This is a genomic window from Pseudomonas sp. R151218B TE3479 (assembly GCF_053629195.1).
In genome coordinates this window covers 2,748,093-2,761,654 of the sequence record NZ_JBRJHV010000001.1, presented here as the reverse complement: position 1 = coordinate 2,761,654, position 13,562 = coordinate 2,748,093, and the positions used below count along the sequence as shown (strand labels likewise).

The 13,562-nt window shown below is 60.5% G+C and carries 14 protein-coding genes; all 14 read right to left on the bottom strand.

Annotated features, from left to right (window positions below):
* The 14 genes from AB7M32_RS12340 to AB7M32_RS12275 all read right to left on the bottom strand — a co-directional run bounded on the left by AB7M32_RS12340 (position 1) and on the right by AB7M32_RS12275 (position 13,496).
* Entirely contained in the window at positions 1-306 is a 306-nt protein-coding gene (locus AB7M32_RS12340; protein WP_192259455.1) for an STAS domain-containing protein, read from the bottom strand.
* Positions 307-408: 102 nt separating this feature from the next.
* Positions 409-858 carry a flagellar export protein FliJ gene (fliJ, locus tag AB7M32_RS12335; protein WP_053182982.1) on the bottom strand — a complete coding sequence of 150 codons (450 nt, stop codon included), beginning with the start codon at positions 856-858 and terminating at the stop codon, positions 409-411.
* Positions 859-864: 6 nt separating this feature from the next.
* Positions 865-2,223 (bottom strand): flagellar protein export ATPase FliI, encoded by a 1,359-nt coding sequence (fliI, locus tag AB7M32_RS12330; protein WP_003199089.1) that lies wholly within the window; start codon positions 2,221-2,223, stop codon positions 865-867.
* A complete protein-coding gene (gene fliH, locus AB7M32_RS12325; protein WP_454250056.1) occupies positions 2,213-3,058 on the bottom strand; it encodes a flagellar assembly protein FliH in 846 nt (281 codons plus the stop codon). Before fliH ends, fliI begins: the two co-directional genes overlap by 11 nt.
* A 7-nt stretch (positions 3,059-3,065) precedes the next feature.
* Positions 3,066-4,085 carry a flagellar motor switch protein FliG gene (fliG, locus tag AB7M32_RS12320; protein ID WP_003199086.1) on the bottom strand — a complete coding sequence of 340 codons (1,020 nt, stop codon included), beginning with the start codon at positions 4,083-4,085 and terminating at the stop codon, positions 3,066-3,068.
* Positions 4,078-5,862 (bottom strand): flagellar basal-body MS-ring/collar protein FliF, encoded by a 1,785-nt coding sequence (fliF, locus tag AB7M32_RS12315; protein ID WP_072408524.1) that lies wholly within the window; start codon positions 5,860-5,862, stop codon positions 4,078-4,080. The genes fliG and fliF overlap by 8 nt, the downstream gene beginning before the upstream one ends.
* Positions 5,863-5,877: 15 nt before the next feature.
* A complete protein-coding gene (fliE, locus tag AB7M32_RS12310) occupies positions 5,878-6,204 on the bottom strand; it encodes a flagellar hook-basal body complex protein FliE (RefSeq protein WP_454250055.1) in 327 nt (108 codons plus the stop codon).
* A 213-nt stretch (positions 6,205-6,417) separates the two neighbouring features.
* On the bottom strand, positions 6,418-7,812 hold the full coding sequence (gene fleR, locus AB7M32_RS12305; protein ID WP_454250054.1) for a sigma-54-dependent response regulator transcription factor FleR: 1,395 nt from the start codon (positions 7,810-7,812) through the stop codon (positions 6,418-6,420).
* Positions 7,813-7,817: 5 nt separating this feature from the next.
* Complete coding sequence (locus AB7M32_RS12300) at positions 7,818-9,026, bottom strand: sensor histidine kinase (RefSeq protein WP_454250053.1); 1,209 nt, start codon at positions 9,024-9,026, stop codon at positions 7,818-7,820.
* A 110-nt stretch (positions 9,027-9,136) separates the two neighbouring features.
* Entirely contained in the window at positions 9,137-10,612 is a 1,476-nt protein-coding gene (locus AB7M32_RS12295; RefSeq protein ID WP_003199076.1) for a sigma-54 dependent transcriptional regulator, read from the bottom strand.
* A 168-nt stretch (positions 10,613-10,780) separates the two neighbouring features.
* A complete protein-coding gene (locus AB7M32_RS12290; protein WP_454250052.1) occupies positions 10,781-11,077 on the bottom strand; it encodes a flagellar protein FliT in 297 nt (98 codons plus the stop codon).
* Positions 11,078-11,088: 11 nt separating this feature from the next.
* The gene (gene fliS / locus AB7M32_RS12285) at positions 11,089-11,484 is read right to left on the bottom strand and encodes a flagellar export chaperone FliS (RefSeq protein ID WP_454250051.1); all 396 of its coding nucleotides are present in this window, start codon (positions 11,482-11,484) and stop codon (positions 11,089-11,091) included.
* A 133-nt stretch (positions 11,485-11,617) separates the two neighbouring features.
* Positions 11,618-13,048, bottom strand: a complete 1,431-nt coding sequence (gene fliD / locus AB7M32_RS12280) for a flagellar filament capping protein FliD (RefSeq protein WP_454250050.1) — start codon at positions 13,046-13,048, stop codon at positions 11,618-11,620.
* An 82-nt stretch (positions 13,049-13,130) separates the two neighbouring features.
* Complete coding sequence (locus AB7M32_RS12275) at positions 13,131-13,496, bottom strand: flagellar protein FlaG (protein ID WP_454250049.1); 366 nt, start codon at positions 13,494-13,496, stop codon at positions 13,131-13,133.
* Positions 13,497-13,562 lie beyond the last annotated feature (66 nt).

The following is a 13,562-nucleotide window of genomic DNA, read 5'->3' as shown; positions in this document are numbered from 1 at the left end:
TCAACTGATGTCGAACAGCTTGTCGAAATTGGAGATCGCGAGGATTTTCTTGACGTCGGAGCTGCTGTTGACGACCCGGATATCCGACTCGTCGCCGCCGGCATGATCGCGCAACAGCAGGAGCATGCCCAAGGCGGAACTGTCGAGATAAGTGGCTTCTTTCAAATCCACCACGATGGACTCGGGTTTCGTATTGAGCCGCTCATAGGACTCACGAAACTCCTGATGCCGCCCGAAATCGAATCGACCTTTGATCGAAATCGTCAGCTTATGCCCATCGGGGGATACTTCGGTAACGACTGACATGATCGGCTTCCTTGTCATGGACATACGTGTACAAGGTGTAGCATCTGGTACAGCTCTGAGCAAGGTTTTGCCTCATTCATCCGACAAAATCCTCATTTCGCATCAGTAGGGGTTCTGCCGTGGCAGACGCTGGGACAATTCATCGAGCAGTTTCTGTTCGCGTTTGTCCTCCAACTGTCGCGCCTCATCGATATAACGCTGCACCAGTTTGCGCAACCCTTCGACTCGGGCAAACGCCTCTTGCCAGCTCTGGCGAGCCTTCTCCAGGTTGTTCTGGTGCCAGACCAGGCTCTGGCGCTGCTGATCGATGGCGGTGCCCAGCTGTGCCAGGAACCCCTGGTAACCCAGCAACCATTGCCCGGAGACCCCGTGGCTGCCTCGGGCAATCCACTGCTCCTGGTACTCGAGTCGAAAGTTCTCCAAGTCTGCCAGTTTGCTCTCGGCAACGGCCACTTGCCCCTGGAAATACGCCAGCCGCTGGACGGCGGTCTTCTCGGCCTTTTCCGCCATGTCCACTACGGGTGCCAGGCGCGCCGCACGACTCGTGGCCATGGCCGGTTACGTGCCTGAGACCGGCGCGAAAATAGTCTGCAAGTGCGCCTCGCTGGCGCCCATGCCGATGTTGTCGTTCAAGCTTTGGCGCAGGTACACGGCCATGGCCGGGTAAAGACTGATGGCGGTGTCGGTCTCGCGGTCACCGCCGGGCACATAGGCACCGACGCTGATCAGGTCACGGCTCTGCTGGTAGCGCGACCAGTACTGCTTGAACTGCTGCGCCCGCTTCATGTGTTCGGCACTGATTACCGACGGCATGACCCGGCTGATGGAAGCCTCGATGTCGATGGCCGGGTAGTGACCTTCTTCGGCCAGGCGCCTGGACAGCACGATGTGACCGTCGAGCACCCCCCGGGCCGAGTCGGCGATGGGGTCTTGCTGGTCGTCACCTTCGGACAGCACGGTATAGAACGCGGTGATCGAACCGCCGCCCTTCTCCGCATTGCCGGCGCGCTCCACCAGTTTCGGCAGCTTGGCGAACACCGACGGCGGATAGCCCTTGGTAGCCGGCGGTTCGCCGATGGCCAGGGCGATTTCCCGCTGGGCTTGGGCGAAACGAGTCAGCGAATCCATCAGCAACAGGACGTTCTTGCCCTTGTCGCGGAAATACTCGGCGATGCGTGTGCAATACATGGCAGCCCGCAGCCGCATCAACGGCGCATCGTCCGCAGGCGAAGCCACCACCACCGAACGCTTGAGCCCTTCCTCGCCGAGGATGTGCTCGATGAATTCCTTGACCTCACGGCCCCGTTCACCGATCAGCCCCACCACGATGATGTCGGCTTCGGTGAAGCGGGTCATCATGCCCAACAGCACACTCTTGCCCACCCCGGTACCGGCAAACAGGCCCAGGCGTTGGCCGCGGCCGACCGTCAATAAACCGTTGATGCAACGGATACCTACGTCCAGCGGCACGCTGATGGGGTCACGCTTGAGGGGGTTGATCGTCGGGCCGTCCATCGGCACCCAATCTTCGGCCTTCATGCCGCCCTTGCCGTCCAGGGCGCGCCCGGCCCCGTCCAGCACGCGCCCGAGCATGCTCATGCCCATGGGCAGGCGACCATTGTCGGCCAGGGGCACGACGCGCGCGCCGGGCGCGATACCGGCGACGCTGCCCACCGGCATCAAGAAGACCTTGCTGCCGGAGAAGCCCATGACTTCGGCTTCGACCTGCACCGGATGGTAGCTGTCGTCGTTGATCACCATGCAGCGGCTACCCATGGCGGCACGCAGCCCCTCGGCTTCGAGGGTCAGGCCAACCATGCGCAGCAGGCGACCTTCCAGGATCGGTTGGCCGGCCAGCTCACTGGCCTCGGCGTAGCTGCCCAGGCGCTTACCGAAGCTGGTTCGCTCAAGGCGCATCGCGGTTGTCCGGTACAGAAGCGTCCAATTCAGGCATCTCCAGCTCCACATCGGCCGGCGCGGCATCGGCACTGATCAAGGGATCGTCCGGCAACTCCAGGCTCAGATCGGCTGCGGCCGGGTGCAGGGCCTGTTCGTGCAGTTGGTCGAACAACTTGGCCATGATCTGGCTGATACGGGTTTCAACGGTGGCATCGATGCGGCTGTGTTCGGTTTCCACCCGACAACCGCCCGGCAGCAGCGCCGCGTCCTCGACGATACGCCAGGTTTCTTCATGGCGCTCGCGCAGGGCCTTGACCAGTTCGAAGTCCTGGGGATTGATGTACAGCCGCACGTTACCCACGCCCAACGGCAACAACTTGAGCGCTTCACGCATAACGTGTTCGATTTGGCTCGAATCGATGGCCAGTTCGCGCTGGATCACTTGTCTGGCGATATGTTGCACCAGGCCCACCAGGGATTTCTCGATCTGGGTGTCCTGCTCGGCGATGGGGTCGAACAGGTTGAGCATCAGCGATTCCAACGCACGGAGCTTGGCCGTCAGCGCCACATCGGCTTCCTGGCGGACCTTGAGCGTGGTGCTGTGAAAGCCTTCCTTTTCACCCACCGCAAAGCCTTCGTTATAGGCTTCCTGGCGAATGCTCTCAACTTCCTCGAGGGTCAGTGGCTGGACTTCTTCCAGCGGCACCTCCTCCATTTCCGGCAGCTCTTCCACCGGCGCCGGCTCAGGCTCGGGCACGTGGGGGTCGAAGCTGGGCAGCGACCAGACGTCGAAACCACCGACGTCCCGGGCGCGGATCAGGTCGCTGGGGGCTTCATCACTCTTGGCAGACATAACGACCTTAGATCATCTCTTCGCCGCCCTTGCCACCGAGAACGATCTCCCCGGCTTCGGCCATGCGGCGGGCGATGGTGAGGATTTCCTTCTGCGCGGTTTCCACATCGCTGACGCGCACCGGGCCCTTGGCCTCGAGGTCGTCGCGCAACAGTTCGGCCGCCCGTTTGGACATGTTCTTGAAGATTTTTTCCTTGACGCCTTCGTCCGAGCCCTTGAGGGCCAGTACCAGCACGTCGGACGAGACTTCGCGCAACAGAGCCTGGATGCCACGATCGTCGACATCGGACAGGTTGTTGAACACGAACATGAGGTCTTCGATCTGACCGGACAGGTCTTCGTCGAATTCGCGGATCGAGTCCATCAACTGACCTTCGATCGAACTGTCGAGGAAGTTCATGATGTCCGCCGCACGCTTGATACCACCCAGGGTGGTGCGCGAGGCATTGGAGTTGCCCGAGAACTGCTTCTCGAGAATCTGGTTCAATTCTTTCAGGGCCGCCGGCTGCACGGTATTGAGCGAAGAAACGCGCAGGATGATGTCCAGGCGCACCTTGTGGTCGAAATTGCCCAGCACTTCGCCGGCCTGGTCCGGGTCGAGGTAAGCCACCACGATCGCCTGGATCTGCGGGTGCTCGTAACGGATCACGTCGGCAACCGCCCGCGGCTCCATCCACTTGAGGCTGTCCAGGCCGCTGGTATTGCCACCCAGCAGGATCCGGTCGATGAGACCGTTGGCCTTGTCCTCGCCCAGCGCCTGGGTGAGCATCTTGCGCACGTAGTCGTCGGAACCCACGCCCAGGCTGGTTTGATCGCCGACGATGTCGACGAACTCGCTCATCACCTGCTCGACCTGCTCACGGTGCACGTTGCCCATCTGCGCCATGGCCACGCCCACGCGCTGGACCTCCTTGGGCCCCATGTGGCGCAGCACCTGGGCGGCGTCGGTCGAGCCCAGGGACAGCAGCAGGATCGCGGCTTTGTCGACCCGGGACAATTTGGCAACAGCGGCTCGATTATCACTCATCTGCGTTAATCCACTCTTTCACGACCTGGGCCACACGACCCGGGTCTTCTGCCACCAGACTCTTGATAGCGTTCAACTGAGCGTCATAGCCTTCGCTCGGGCTTGGCAGCAGAATGCTCTGCGGCCCGCCGAGGCTGACGCGATCATTGGCCAATTCGCCATCCAGGCCGCCCATGCCGCCCAGTTCCACATCACCCAAGCCGGCCAACTGCTTGTTCCTGCCGCCATTGGTGATGTTATTGAGCACCGGACGCAGTACGCCGAACACCAGTATCAGGATGAACAGCACACCCAGTACTTGCTTGACCACATCCCAGAACCAGGGTTGCGAATAAAATGGAATATCGGCGATCACTTCACCGCGTTCCAGGGAGAACGGCACGTTGATCACGCTGACGCTGTCGCCGCGGCTGGCGTCGAAACCAACGGCGTCCTGTACCAGGCGAGTAAAGCGCGCCAATTCGTCGGCGCTCCATGGCGCACGGCTGGTTTCGCCGTTGGCCGGGTTGACCTTGACCTGATCGTCCACCACCACCGCGACCGACAAGCGATTCAAACGGCCCTGCTGTTGCTTGGTGTGGCTGATGGAACGGTCGAGCTCGAAGTTCTTGGTCGACTGCTGACGCTTGTCGGCCGGGTACGGCGCCAGCATCGGCTGGCCGGTGGCCGGGTCCATGATCTGCTGGCCATTGGCATCGATCAGCGGCTGGCCTGGCTGCACCATACCGGCAGCCGCCGTGGCGCCACCGGTGGTTTGCGGCGCGCTGGCCGGCGACGGCGGCTGGTTGCTCAGGGCACCCGGGACGCCTTGCGGGCCATTGCTGGCGGTGCGTTGTTCATTTACCGACTGCTCGCTGCGCAACGCCGGCTGGTCCGGGTTGAACTGCTCGGAAGTGGACTCGACGGCGCTGAAGTCGACATCGGCCGACACTTCGGCTTTATAGCGATCGTTACCCAGGATCGGTTGCAGGATGTTGTGCACACGCTGGGTCAGCATGCCTTCCATGCGGCGGCTGTAATCGAATTGCTTGCCGGCCATGGTCAGTTCGGAGTTTTCCGCCTGGTCGGACAGCAGGTTGCCCTTCTGGTCGACCACGGTGATCTGCGATTTGCTCAGTTCGGGTACGCTGGTCGCCACCAGATTGACGATGGCTACCACCTGGCCTGGCTCCAGGGAGCGGCCCGAATACAGCTCGACCAATACCGAAGCACTGGGCTTGCGCTCATCGCGCACGAACACCGAGCTTTTCGGAATCGCCAGGTGCACGCGGGCACCCTTGACGTTGTTCAAGCTGGAGATGGTGCGTGCCAGTTCGCCTTCCAGGCCGCGACGATAACGGGTCGCTTCCATGAATTGGCTGGTGCCCAGGCCCTGGTCCTTGTCGAGGATCTCGAAACCGATGTTGCCGTCGGTCGGCGTCACGCCGGCCGCGGCGAGCTTGAGGCGCGCACGAGCGACATCATCGGCCTTGACCAGCAAGGCGCCGGAATTGGGTTCGACGGTGTAAGGAATGTCGGCGGAAGCCAGGGTCTCCATGACTTGCTTGGCGTCCATGCCCGCCAGGCTGCCATACAGCGGACGGTAGTCCGGTTGCTGGGACCACAGCACCACGGCAAAACCAATCGCCACGCTGGCAGCCAGGCCGACCAACAGGCCAACCTGACGCAGCATGGTCATCTCGGAGAGATTTTCCAGGAAGGACAGGCCGAACAACGGCGGTTTGCCGTCTACCGGAGTGGCCTTGGCTGGAACGTTATCAACGGCTGCTTCTGCCATGACTCAATAATTTCCTTAAACCGGCATCTGCATGATGTCTTGGTAGGCTTGAACCAGTTTGTTGCGAACCTGGGTCAGCGCCTGAAACGAGACACCGGCTTTCTGCGAGGAGATCATTACGTCCGTCAGGTCGACGCCACTTTTGCCAATCTCGAAAGCACTGGCCAACTGGTTCGACGCCTGCTGGGTATCGTTCACTTTATTGACGGCCTGACCGAGCATGTCGGAAAAGCTGCTGCCACCCACCTGGGGGACCGCGACCGATTTAGGCTGGGCCATGGCGTCCATTTGCATGGCCCGCATGTCCAACATCAACCGATTAAATTCAATACCTTGGCTCATGGTCTACTCTCTCTGGCGGCCCGCATTTTTTTGACACTTACTCAGCGGGTATTCAGGTATTAGCAACAAGGGTGCCAGCTCCATGGCGATAGAAAACAAATGCGCGCACTACCCCATTTGGGGAGCGAGCTAGCCCATCACATCCGACCTCAACTTGACTGACCTACCGCTATCGCAAGCAAGCCCGCTCCCACAGGGGGTTTTGATGCTTGTTCAACTGGCGAACAGATAAGCCTCGACATCCATGCCAGCGTCACGCATTTGCGCCAGTTTGTAGCGCAGGGTGCGCGGGCTGATTCCCAGCCGTTCGGCGGCCTCCTTGCGACGACCGCGTTCGGCGCGCAGGGTGTCGATGATCATCTGGAACTCGCGACGCCGCAGGTCATCGCCCAGGGCGCCGACCGAATCGCCCTCGACATCCATCGGCGGCATAGGGGTTGCGGTCGGCGCCGGTGCCAATGCGGGCAATGGCGCGCAGGCCACCGGGCCGGCCAAACAGAAATCCTCCGGCTGGATCAGTCCGCCCTGTTGCAGGATCAAGGCCCGCTGAATGGCGTTATCCAGCTCTCGGACATTGCCCGGCCACGGATAGGCAACCAGACAGGCCCGGGCCTCGGCTGAAAGCCGGGCCGCCGCGTGCTTCATTTTATTGACGTGTTTGTTCAGCAGGCGCTCGGCCAGCGGCAGGATATCGGCGGTACGCTCACGCAACGGACGCCAGGCCAGCGGGAATACCGACAAACGGTAATAGAGGTCTTCACGGAAACGCCCCGCCGCCACTTCGCCGGCCAGGTCGCGGTTGGTGGTCGCCACCACCCGAATGTCCAGGCTGATGGGCTTGCGCGCCCCCACCCGCTCCACTTCCCGCTCCTGCAATACCCGCAGCAGCTTGGCTTGCAGGCCCAACGGCATTTCGGAAATTTCATCGAGCAGGATCGTGCCACCTTCGGCCTGCTCGAACTTGCCGGCCTGGGCCGCGATGGCGCCGGTGAAGGAACCCTTTTCGTGGCCGAACAACGTCGCCTCGAGCATGTTGTCGGGAATCGCCGCGCAATTGATGGCAATGAACGGCTCCCCGGCACGCCGCGATTGTTGATGGATGTAGCGGGCCAGCACTTCCTTGCCCGTACCGGACTCGCCGGAAATCAATACGGTTGAATCACTGCGAGCGACCCGTGCGGCCAATTCCAGTAGTTGCGCACTGGCCGGCTCGATGGCCACCGGGCCTTCGCCCTCGACCGCGAGACTGCCCAAGGCATGGCGCGCGACCAGGTCCAGCAGCGCTTTTGGTTCAAACGGCTTGACCAGGTAATCCGCCGCGCCCTGGCGCATGGCGTCCACCGCTCGCTCGACGGCGCCGTGAGCGGTCATCAGCAAGACGGGCAGTTGGGGCTGACGGGCACGTAACAGGCCGAGCAATTGATGGCCGTCCATGCCCGGCATGTTGACGTCACTGACCACCAGGCTGAACGCTTCCCGGCCCACCGCCAGCAGCGCTTCCTCCGCCGAACCGACGGCGGCGTAATCGTGCCCGGCCAGCACCAGGGTATCGGCCAGCGCCTCGCGCAGGGCCCGGTCATCCTCAACCAGCAACACCTTGATCGCCATTGCTTTCACTCCACTCCCGGAGCATTGGAAAACAGCGGCAAGCACACCGTCGCACAGGTGCCACGGCCCAGCCGCGAACGCAACTGCAATTCTCCCTGATGAGCACGGGCCACGGCCTTGACCACGGTCAGCCCCAGGCCCGTGCCGGTGGTCTTGGTGGTAAAGAACGGCTCGCCCAGGCGTGCCAGCACGGCCGGCTCGATACCGCTGCCGCTGTCGCTGACAGACAGGCGCAAGGTGTTGTCGCGTGTGTACAAGTGCACTTTCAGTCGGACGTCGCCGCCGCTGGCCTGGATCGCATTTTCGATGAGGTTCAACACCGCGCCCACCAGTGTGTCGCGGTTGCACAACACTTCACCGACATGGCTATCGCACTGCCAGCGGATCGGCAGCTCCTGCACATGGGTCGACGCCGCGGCCTGCAGCGATTGCAACAAGGCCTTGGGGGTGACGCGGTCGGTCAACGGCAGCTCGCCGCGCGCGAACACCAGCATGTCGCGCACCTGGTGCTCCAGTTCGTGCAGGCGCTCTTTCAAGCGTCCGGCGAAGCGTTGCTGGGTTTCCATCGGCAATTGCTGCTCGGTCAGGTGACTGGCATAGAGCAGCGCGGCGGACAGCGGCGTACGAATCTGGTGAGCCAGCGAGGCCACCATCCGCCCCAGGGAAGACAGGCGCTCGTGGCGAGCCAACTGGTCTTGCAGGTGACGGGTTTCAGTCAAGTCATTGAGCAACACCAACTGCCCAGGCTCGGCGTCCAGCGAGCGCGTCGAGATGGACAGGCGCCGACCGTCCTTGAGGGACACTTCATGGCCATCGTCGTCCCGGGGCGCAAAGCAACGGGCAATGACGTGCCGCCACAGCTCACCTTCCAAGGGTAGGCCGAGCAACTCGCAGGCCGCCGGGTTGGCTTCTCGCACACGGCCATGGGCGTCGATGACGATCACGCCACCGGGCAATAGGTCGAGGAGATTTTGCAGACGATTGGCCAGGCGTTCCTTTTCCGCCAGCTCCTGCATGCGCTGGGCGCTGACCACGGCCAACTCGCCCTTGAGCTCGGTGACCCGGGCTTCGAGCAGGCTGTAGGAATCCGTCAGTTGGCTGGACATCTGGCTGAACAGCGAAAATGCCTGCTCAAGACCAAGCCGGCTTGCCTGTTCGGCGGACGGCATGTGTCCCGGTTCGGAGACAGGAGACATCTGGGCGGCTTGGGTCATCGTGCTCTCTCGCTTGGCTGACCGTCAGTTAAACGGAACGTTGCGAGAGCTATAGCAATACCCGTGCCGAAAAAAAACCGCCTGAAAATCAGGCGGTTGGAAAACCGGCGTCAATCATCCGCCTGTTCATCTCCTTCGCGACGGCTCATGCCGTACTTGCGCATCTTCTCCACCAGGGTGGTACGACGGATGCGCAGGCGTTCTGCCGCACGGGCCACGATACCGTTGGCATCGTCCAGCGCCTGCTGGATCAGCCCTTGTTCAAGGCCTCCCAGGTAATCCTTGAGATCCAGGCCTTCGGGCGGCAACAAGGCATTGGCGGTAAAGTCCGGCGTGTGACCGTTGATCGCCACCCGCTCCTCCAGGTCGCTGCGCAGGCTGTCGACCATTTGCTCGTCTTCGTCGTCGACGTAGCGGAATTTCTTTGGCAACTCATTCACGCCGATAACCCCATACGGGTGCATGATCGCCATGCGCTCCACCAGGTTGGCCAGTTCGCGGACGTTGCCCGGCCAACCATGGCGACACAGGGACATGATCGCCGCCGAGTTGAAGCGGATCGAACCGCGCTTTTCGTGCTCCATGCGCGAGATCAGTTCGTTCATCAGCAACGGGATGTCTTCGACGCGTTCACGCAGCGGTGCCATTTCGATCGGGAAAACATTGAGGCGGTAATAGAGGTCTTCGCGGAAACTGCCGACCTCGATCATGCTCTCGAGATTCTTGTGCGTGGCGGCAATGATCCGCACATCGACGCTCTGGGTCTTGTTGCTGCCCACGCGCTCGAAGGTGCGCTCCTGCAGGACCCGCAACAGCTTGACCTGCATCGGCAACGGCATGTCGCCGATTTCATCGAGAAACAGCGTACCGCCGTTGGCCAGTTCGAAACGCCCGGCGCGGCTGGTGATCGCGCCGGTGAAGGCGCCTTTCTCATGGCCAAACAGTTCGCTTTCCAGCAACTCGGCCGGGATCGCGCCACAGTTGACCGGCACGAACGGCGCTTCGCGGCGCTTGGAGTGGTAATGCAGGTTGCGCGCGACCACTTCCTTGCCGGTGCCCGACTCGCCCAGGATCAGCACGCTGGCGTCGGTATCGGCGACCTGCTGCATCATCTGGCGCACATGCTGGATCGCCCGACTGGTGCCGACGAGGCTGCGGAACAGGTTGGGTTCGCGATGCCTGCCGCGCTCGCGGGCCTGATCGTACATCTCGCGATAAACCTGCGCGCGGTGCAGCGAATCGAGCAGCTTGCTGTAGCTGGGCGGCATTTCGAGCGTGGAAAGTACCCGGCGACGCTGGTCTTCAGGCAAGTCAAGGGAAGAATTTTCGCCCATTAACAAAACCGGAAGGAACTCATCCCAGGTTGAGAGTGTCTTTAGCAAGCCCAAAAGCGTTGCGGGAGCATTTACGGTCCCGATAAGGACACAGATGACTTCACGACTGGACGACAATGAGCCGACAGCCTGCTGCCAATCATGGCTTCCGCAGGGTAAATTTTCTTCGCCAAGAAAATTCAGGATCACCGCCAGGTCGCGGCGGCGGACGCTATCGTCATCGATCAGGAGAATTTTGGTTTCACGCCACATGCAATAGCAACTTCCCTAGTCAACCCAATGCCCGAAATAGGGGGCAAGCTAGACGCTTGCAGACTTGTCATGCCTGTAGACGCCTTAAATCTGTAAACAGATACTAGTTAAGTCAAAAAACCGTGCACAGTCAAATTTATGGCGCAACGGACTCGGATTAACTGAGCATTAACCGAACAGATGGTAAACCTTTGCGGCGTTCTGTGCTTGATGGATCTGTTGCATCTCGTCGACGATCGCCTGACGCTCTCCTGTGGCCGCCTCCAGCAATTGCCGGTACACCCCCAGTAACTCCTCAAGATTATTACGCAACGCCGCCTCATCCACCTCGGACTCGCTCAGGACGTCTTCCATGCAGGAACGGCAGGCCAGGTCCAATTGTCCGATGGCCTCCCAATTGCGCTCAGCCAAGGCATCGACCAGGGCATCACGGGTGTATTCGATTCGCTGCAGGACAAGACTCATGAGAGCACTCCTTAGAATTGCGGACCAGGTGCGGCAATGGCGTCCCAGCCTTCCTTGACCGTGCGAAGCAGATCGGCGACTTCGTCGAGGATCTTCGGATCGGTCTTGACGTTGGCTTCGGCCAGGCGTTTCGTCATGTAGGTGTAGAGAGCATCCAACTCGGCTACTGACTCGGCCTGGTTTTCCAGGTCCAGTCCTTCACGTAAACCGCCGACGATGCCGATGGCTTTGCTGATGAATATGCCTTTGCTGGCAATGTCCTTGCGCTCCATCGCCCCTTTTGCCTGAGCGATACGATCCAGGCCGCCCTCCATGAGCATCTGCACAAGACGATGGGGACTTGCTTCGGAGGTTTGCGCCTGGGCGCCAATCTTCTGGTATTGGCGAAGGGCTAACATCGGATTCATGTTCTACCTCATCAAAAAAACTTCGGTTCGTATAAACAGCGTATCGACGCTGCGTCAAAAAACTTTAGGTCGAAAAGCGGAAAGCCCGGAACGTTGCCAAAACGTTGCCGGGCTTTTTTGCATCGGTCGAATATCAGCTGTTTTTCTGCCGCGCCGTCATCGCCTCGAACATCGAAGTGATGTTGCTGGCAGTGGCCTTCAACTTGCCGACCAGGGTATCCATGTCGTTGTATTTCTTGGTCAGCACGGCGGTGAGGGTCTCGACCCGGCGATCCAGGGCCGCCTGATCGTTCGCGAGCCGGGTCTGAGCCTTGTTCAGCGCTGTGGTCCGTTGATCCAGGATGCCGCCGGTCTGGGTGTAGGGTTCGATGGCCTTACCCATACGCTCCAGCAGGCCATTAGTCCCGGTGAACAGCGTCTGGACTTCACCACTGAGCTTCTTGTCGTTCATCGCCGCGGTGAACTTGGTGGTGTTGAAATCCAGGGCACCAGTCTTCTGATTGGTGGTGATACCCAGTTGCGCCAGTACGGTGAGCTTGTCGCCAGAACCGGTCTCCGACAGCGGACCACGAATCGACGCCAGCAACGAGCGAGGCAACGCGTCGCCGGTCAGTTTTGCCGGCACGGTCGGGTTACCGTCAGCATCGAGCGAAGGCTTGGTCAATGCAGTGATGCTGTTGGCAATGGCGTTATAGGCGTCGACGAATTTCTGAATGGAAGCTTTCAGGCCATCATTGTTCGGCGCGACGGTAATGGTTGAAGTAGAGCTAGCCCCCCCGCTAAGCAAATTCAACGTCAGCCCGGAAATAGCCGTGCTTACAGTATTGCTTTTGCTGGTCAGCACCATGCCGTCGATGGAGAACTTGGCATCCTGCGCCAAAGCACCGATCGCGCCCGCCGAAGTTGCCGTCAAGGCGGCACCGCCAGCACCCACAACGTTCGTCCCGTCAATCTCCAGGCCAGCTATGCCGCTGACCGAGATGTCGGACCCGGCACCCGTAGTCGTCGAACCCAGTACCAGGCGCGAACCAAAGGAGTCGGTCACGATGTTGGCACTGAAGCCCGCCGCCTTCAGCGCCGAGTCAGCATTGATCGAGTCACGAACCGATTGCAGGGTCGCGCCAGCCCCCACACTGAGGTTGTAGTCGACGCCGTTCTGCTTGATGGTCAGCGTGCCAGTCGGGATGGCACTGCTCGCACCGCCGGCAAAGGCCGCCGTGGTGACCTTGGAAGACGTTGCAATATTATCGACCTTGATCGAATAGGTACCTCCCACCGCAGAGTTGCTGGCGGTAGCCGTCAGGACACCAGGGGTGGAAGATGTCGCGGCAAAACCCGAGAATTGCGGGTTCGTGGTACTGGCCAAGTCCTTCATGGCGGTATTGAAGGCCGCCAACAATGACTTCAGGGTTCCGACCCCGGAGATACTGTTGGTAGTCGTCGTCGTCGCTCGGGTGATCTGACCTTGCTTGGCGGCCTTGTCGGAATCGACCAGCGCCTTGACAATCGCGCCAGTATCAAGGCCGGAGCCTAAACCCAAGCCAGGTAGAATTGGACTTGCCATGTGGGACTCCCTTCAGTGTGTCGCCGGCCTTTTGACCTTTACAACGCCCAAAAGAACATAACAACAGAATTCGTGCCGGTTGTCAGGCTTCGGCGCTGAACAACAAGCTGTTTGCATCATTCAAACTGTTCGCCAGTTTCAGAACTTCTTCGTTCGGGATCTGGCGAATGACCTCACCGGAACCGCTGGCAATCACTTTGACCACTACTTTGCCTGAAGGCTCATCAATAGAAAACTCCAGGTTGCGCTTGACCGACTGGACGAACTTCTCGATTTCCTGAACGGCTTTCTTGAGTTTGTCCTGCTCGGCGGCAGCGTCTTTAGGCGCTTGCTTGACCGGGGTTACGGTAGCAACCTCGGCCTGAGGCTTCTCCACGGGCTTGTCGACCACCGTGGGTGCCGGCTTCGCCGCTGGATAAGACAAGTTCAGCTTCACGCTCATATCCATGTCCATCACCTCTTGAACGGAAAAAGCGAGAGAGCACGCAAGCGCACTCCCCCGCTAAAACTCATC

What these genes read in the sequence shown, in the direction of transcription:
- AB7M32_RS12340 (WP_192259455.1), bottom strand. Translation starts at nt 306, where the DNA reads ATGTCAGTCGTTACCGAAGTATCCCCCGATGGGCATAAGCTGACGATT.
- fliJ (WP_053182982.1), bottom strand. Translation starts at nt 858, where the DNA reads ATGGCCACGAGTCGTGCGGCGCGCCTGGCACCCGTAGTGGACATGGCG.
- fliI (WP_003199089.1), bottom strand. Translation starts at nt 2,223, where the DNA reads ATGCGCCTTGAGCGAACCAGCTTCGGTAAGCGCCTGGGCAGCTACGCC.
- fliH (WP_454250056.1), bottom strand. Translation starts at nt 3,058, where the DNA reads ATGTCTGCCAAGAGTGATGAAGCCCCCAGCGACCTGATCCGCGCCCGG.
- fliG (WP_003199086.1), bottom strand. Translation starts at nt 4,085, where the DNA reads ATGAGTGATAATCGAGCCGCTGTTGCCAAATTGTCCCGGGTCGACAAA.
- fliF (WP_072408524.1), bottom strand. Translation starts at nt 5,862, where the DNA reads ATGGCAGAAGCAGCCGTTGATAACGTTCCAGCCAAGGCCACTCCGGTA.
- fliE (WP_454250055.1), bottom strand. Translation starts at nt 6,204, where the DNA reads ATGAGCCAAGGTATTGAATTTAATCGGTTGATGTTGGACATGCGGGCC.
- fleR (WP_454250054.1), bottom strand. Translation starts at nt 7,812, where the DNA reads ATGGCGATCAAGGTGTTGCTGGTTGAGGATGACCGGGCCCTGCGCGAG.
- AB7M32_RS12300 (WP_454250053.1), bottom strand. Translation starts at nt 9,026, where the DNA reads ATGACCCAAGCCGCCCAGATGTCTCCTGTCTCCGAACCGGGACACATG.
- AB7M32_RS12295 (WP_003199076.1), bottom strand. Translation starts at nt 10,612, where the DNA reads ATGTGGCGTGAAACCAAAATTCTCCTGATCGATGACGATAGCGTCCGC.
- AB7M32_RS12290 (WP_454250052.1), bottom strand. Translation starts at nt 11,077, where the DNA reads ATGAGTCTTGTCCTGCAGCGAATCGAATACACCCGTGATGCCCTGGTC.
- fliS (WP_454250051.1), bottom strand. Translation starts at nt 11,484, where the DNA reads ATGAATCCGATGTTAGCCCTTCGCCAATACCAGAAGATTGGCGCCCAG.
- fliD (WP_454250050.1), bottom strand. Translation starts at nt 13,048, where the DNA reads ATGGCAAGTCCAATTCTACCTGGCTTGGGTTTAGGCTCCGGCCTTGAT.
- AB7M32_RS12275 (WP_454250049.1), bottom strand. Translation starts at nt 13,496, where the DNA reads ATGGATATGAGCGTGAAGCTGAACTTGTCTTATCCAGCGGCGAAGCCG.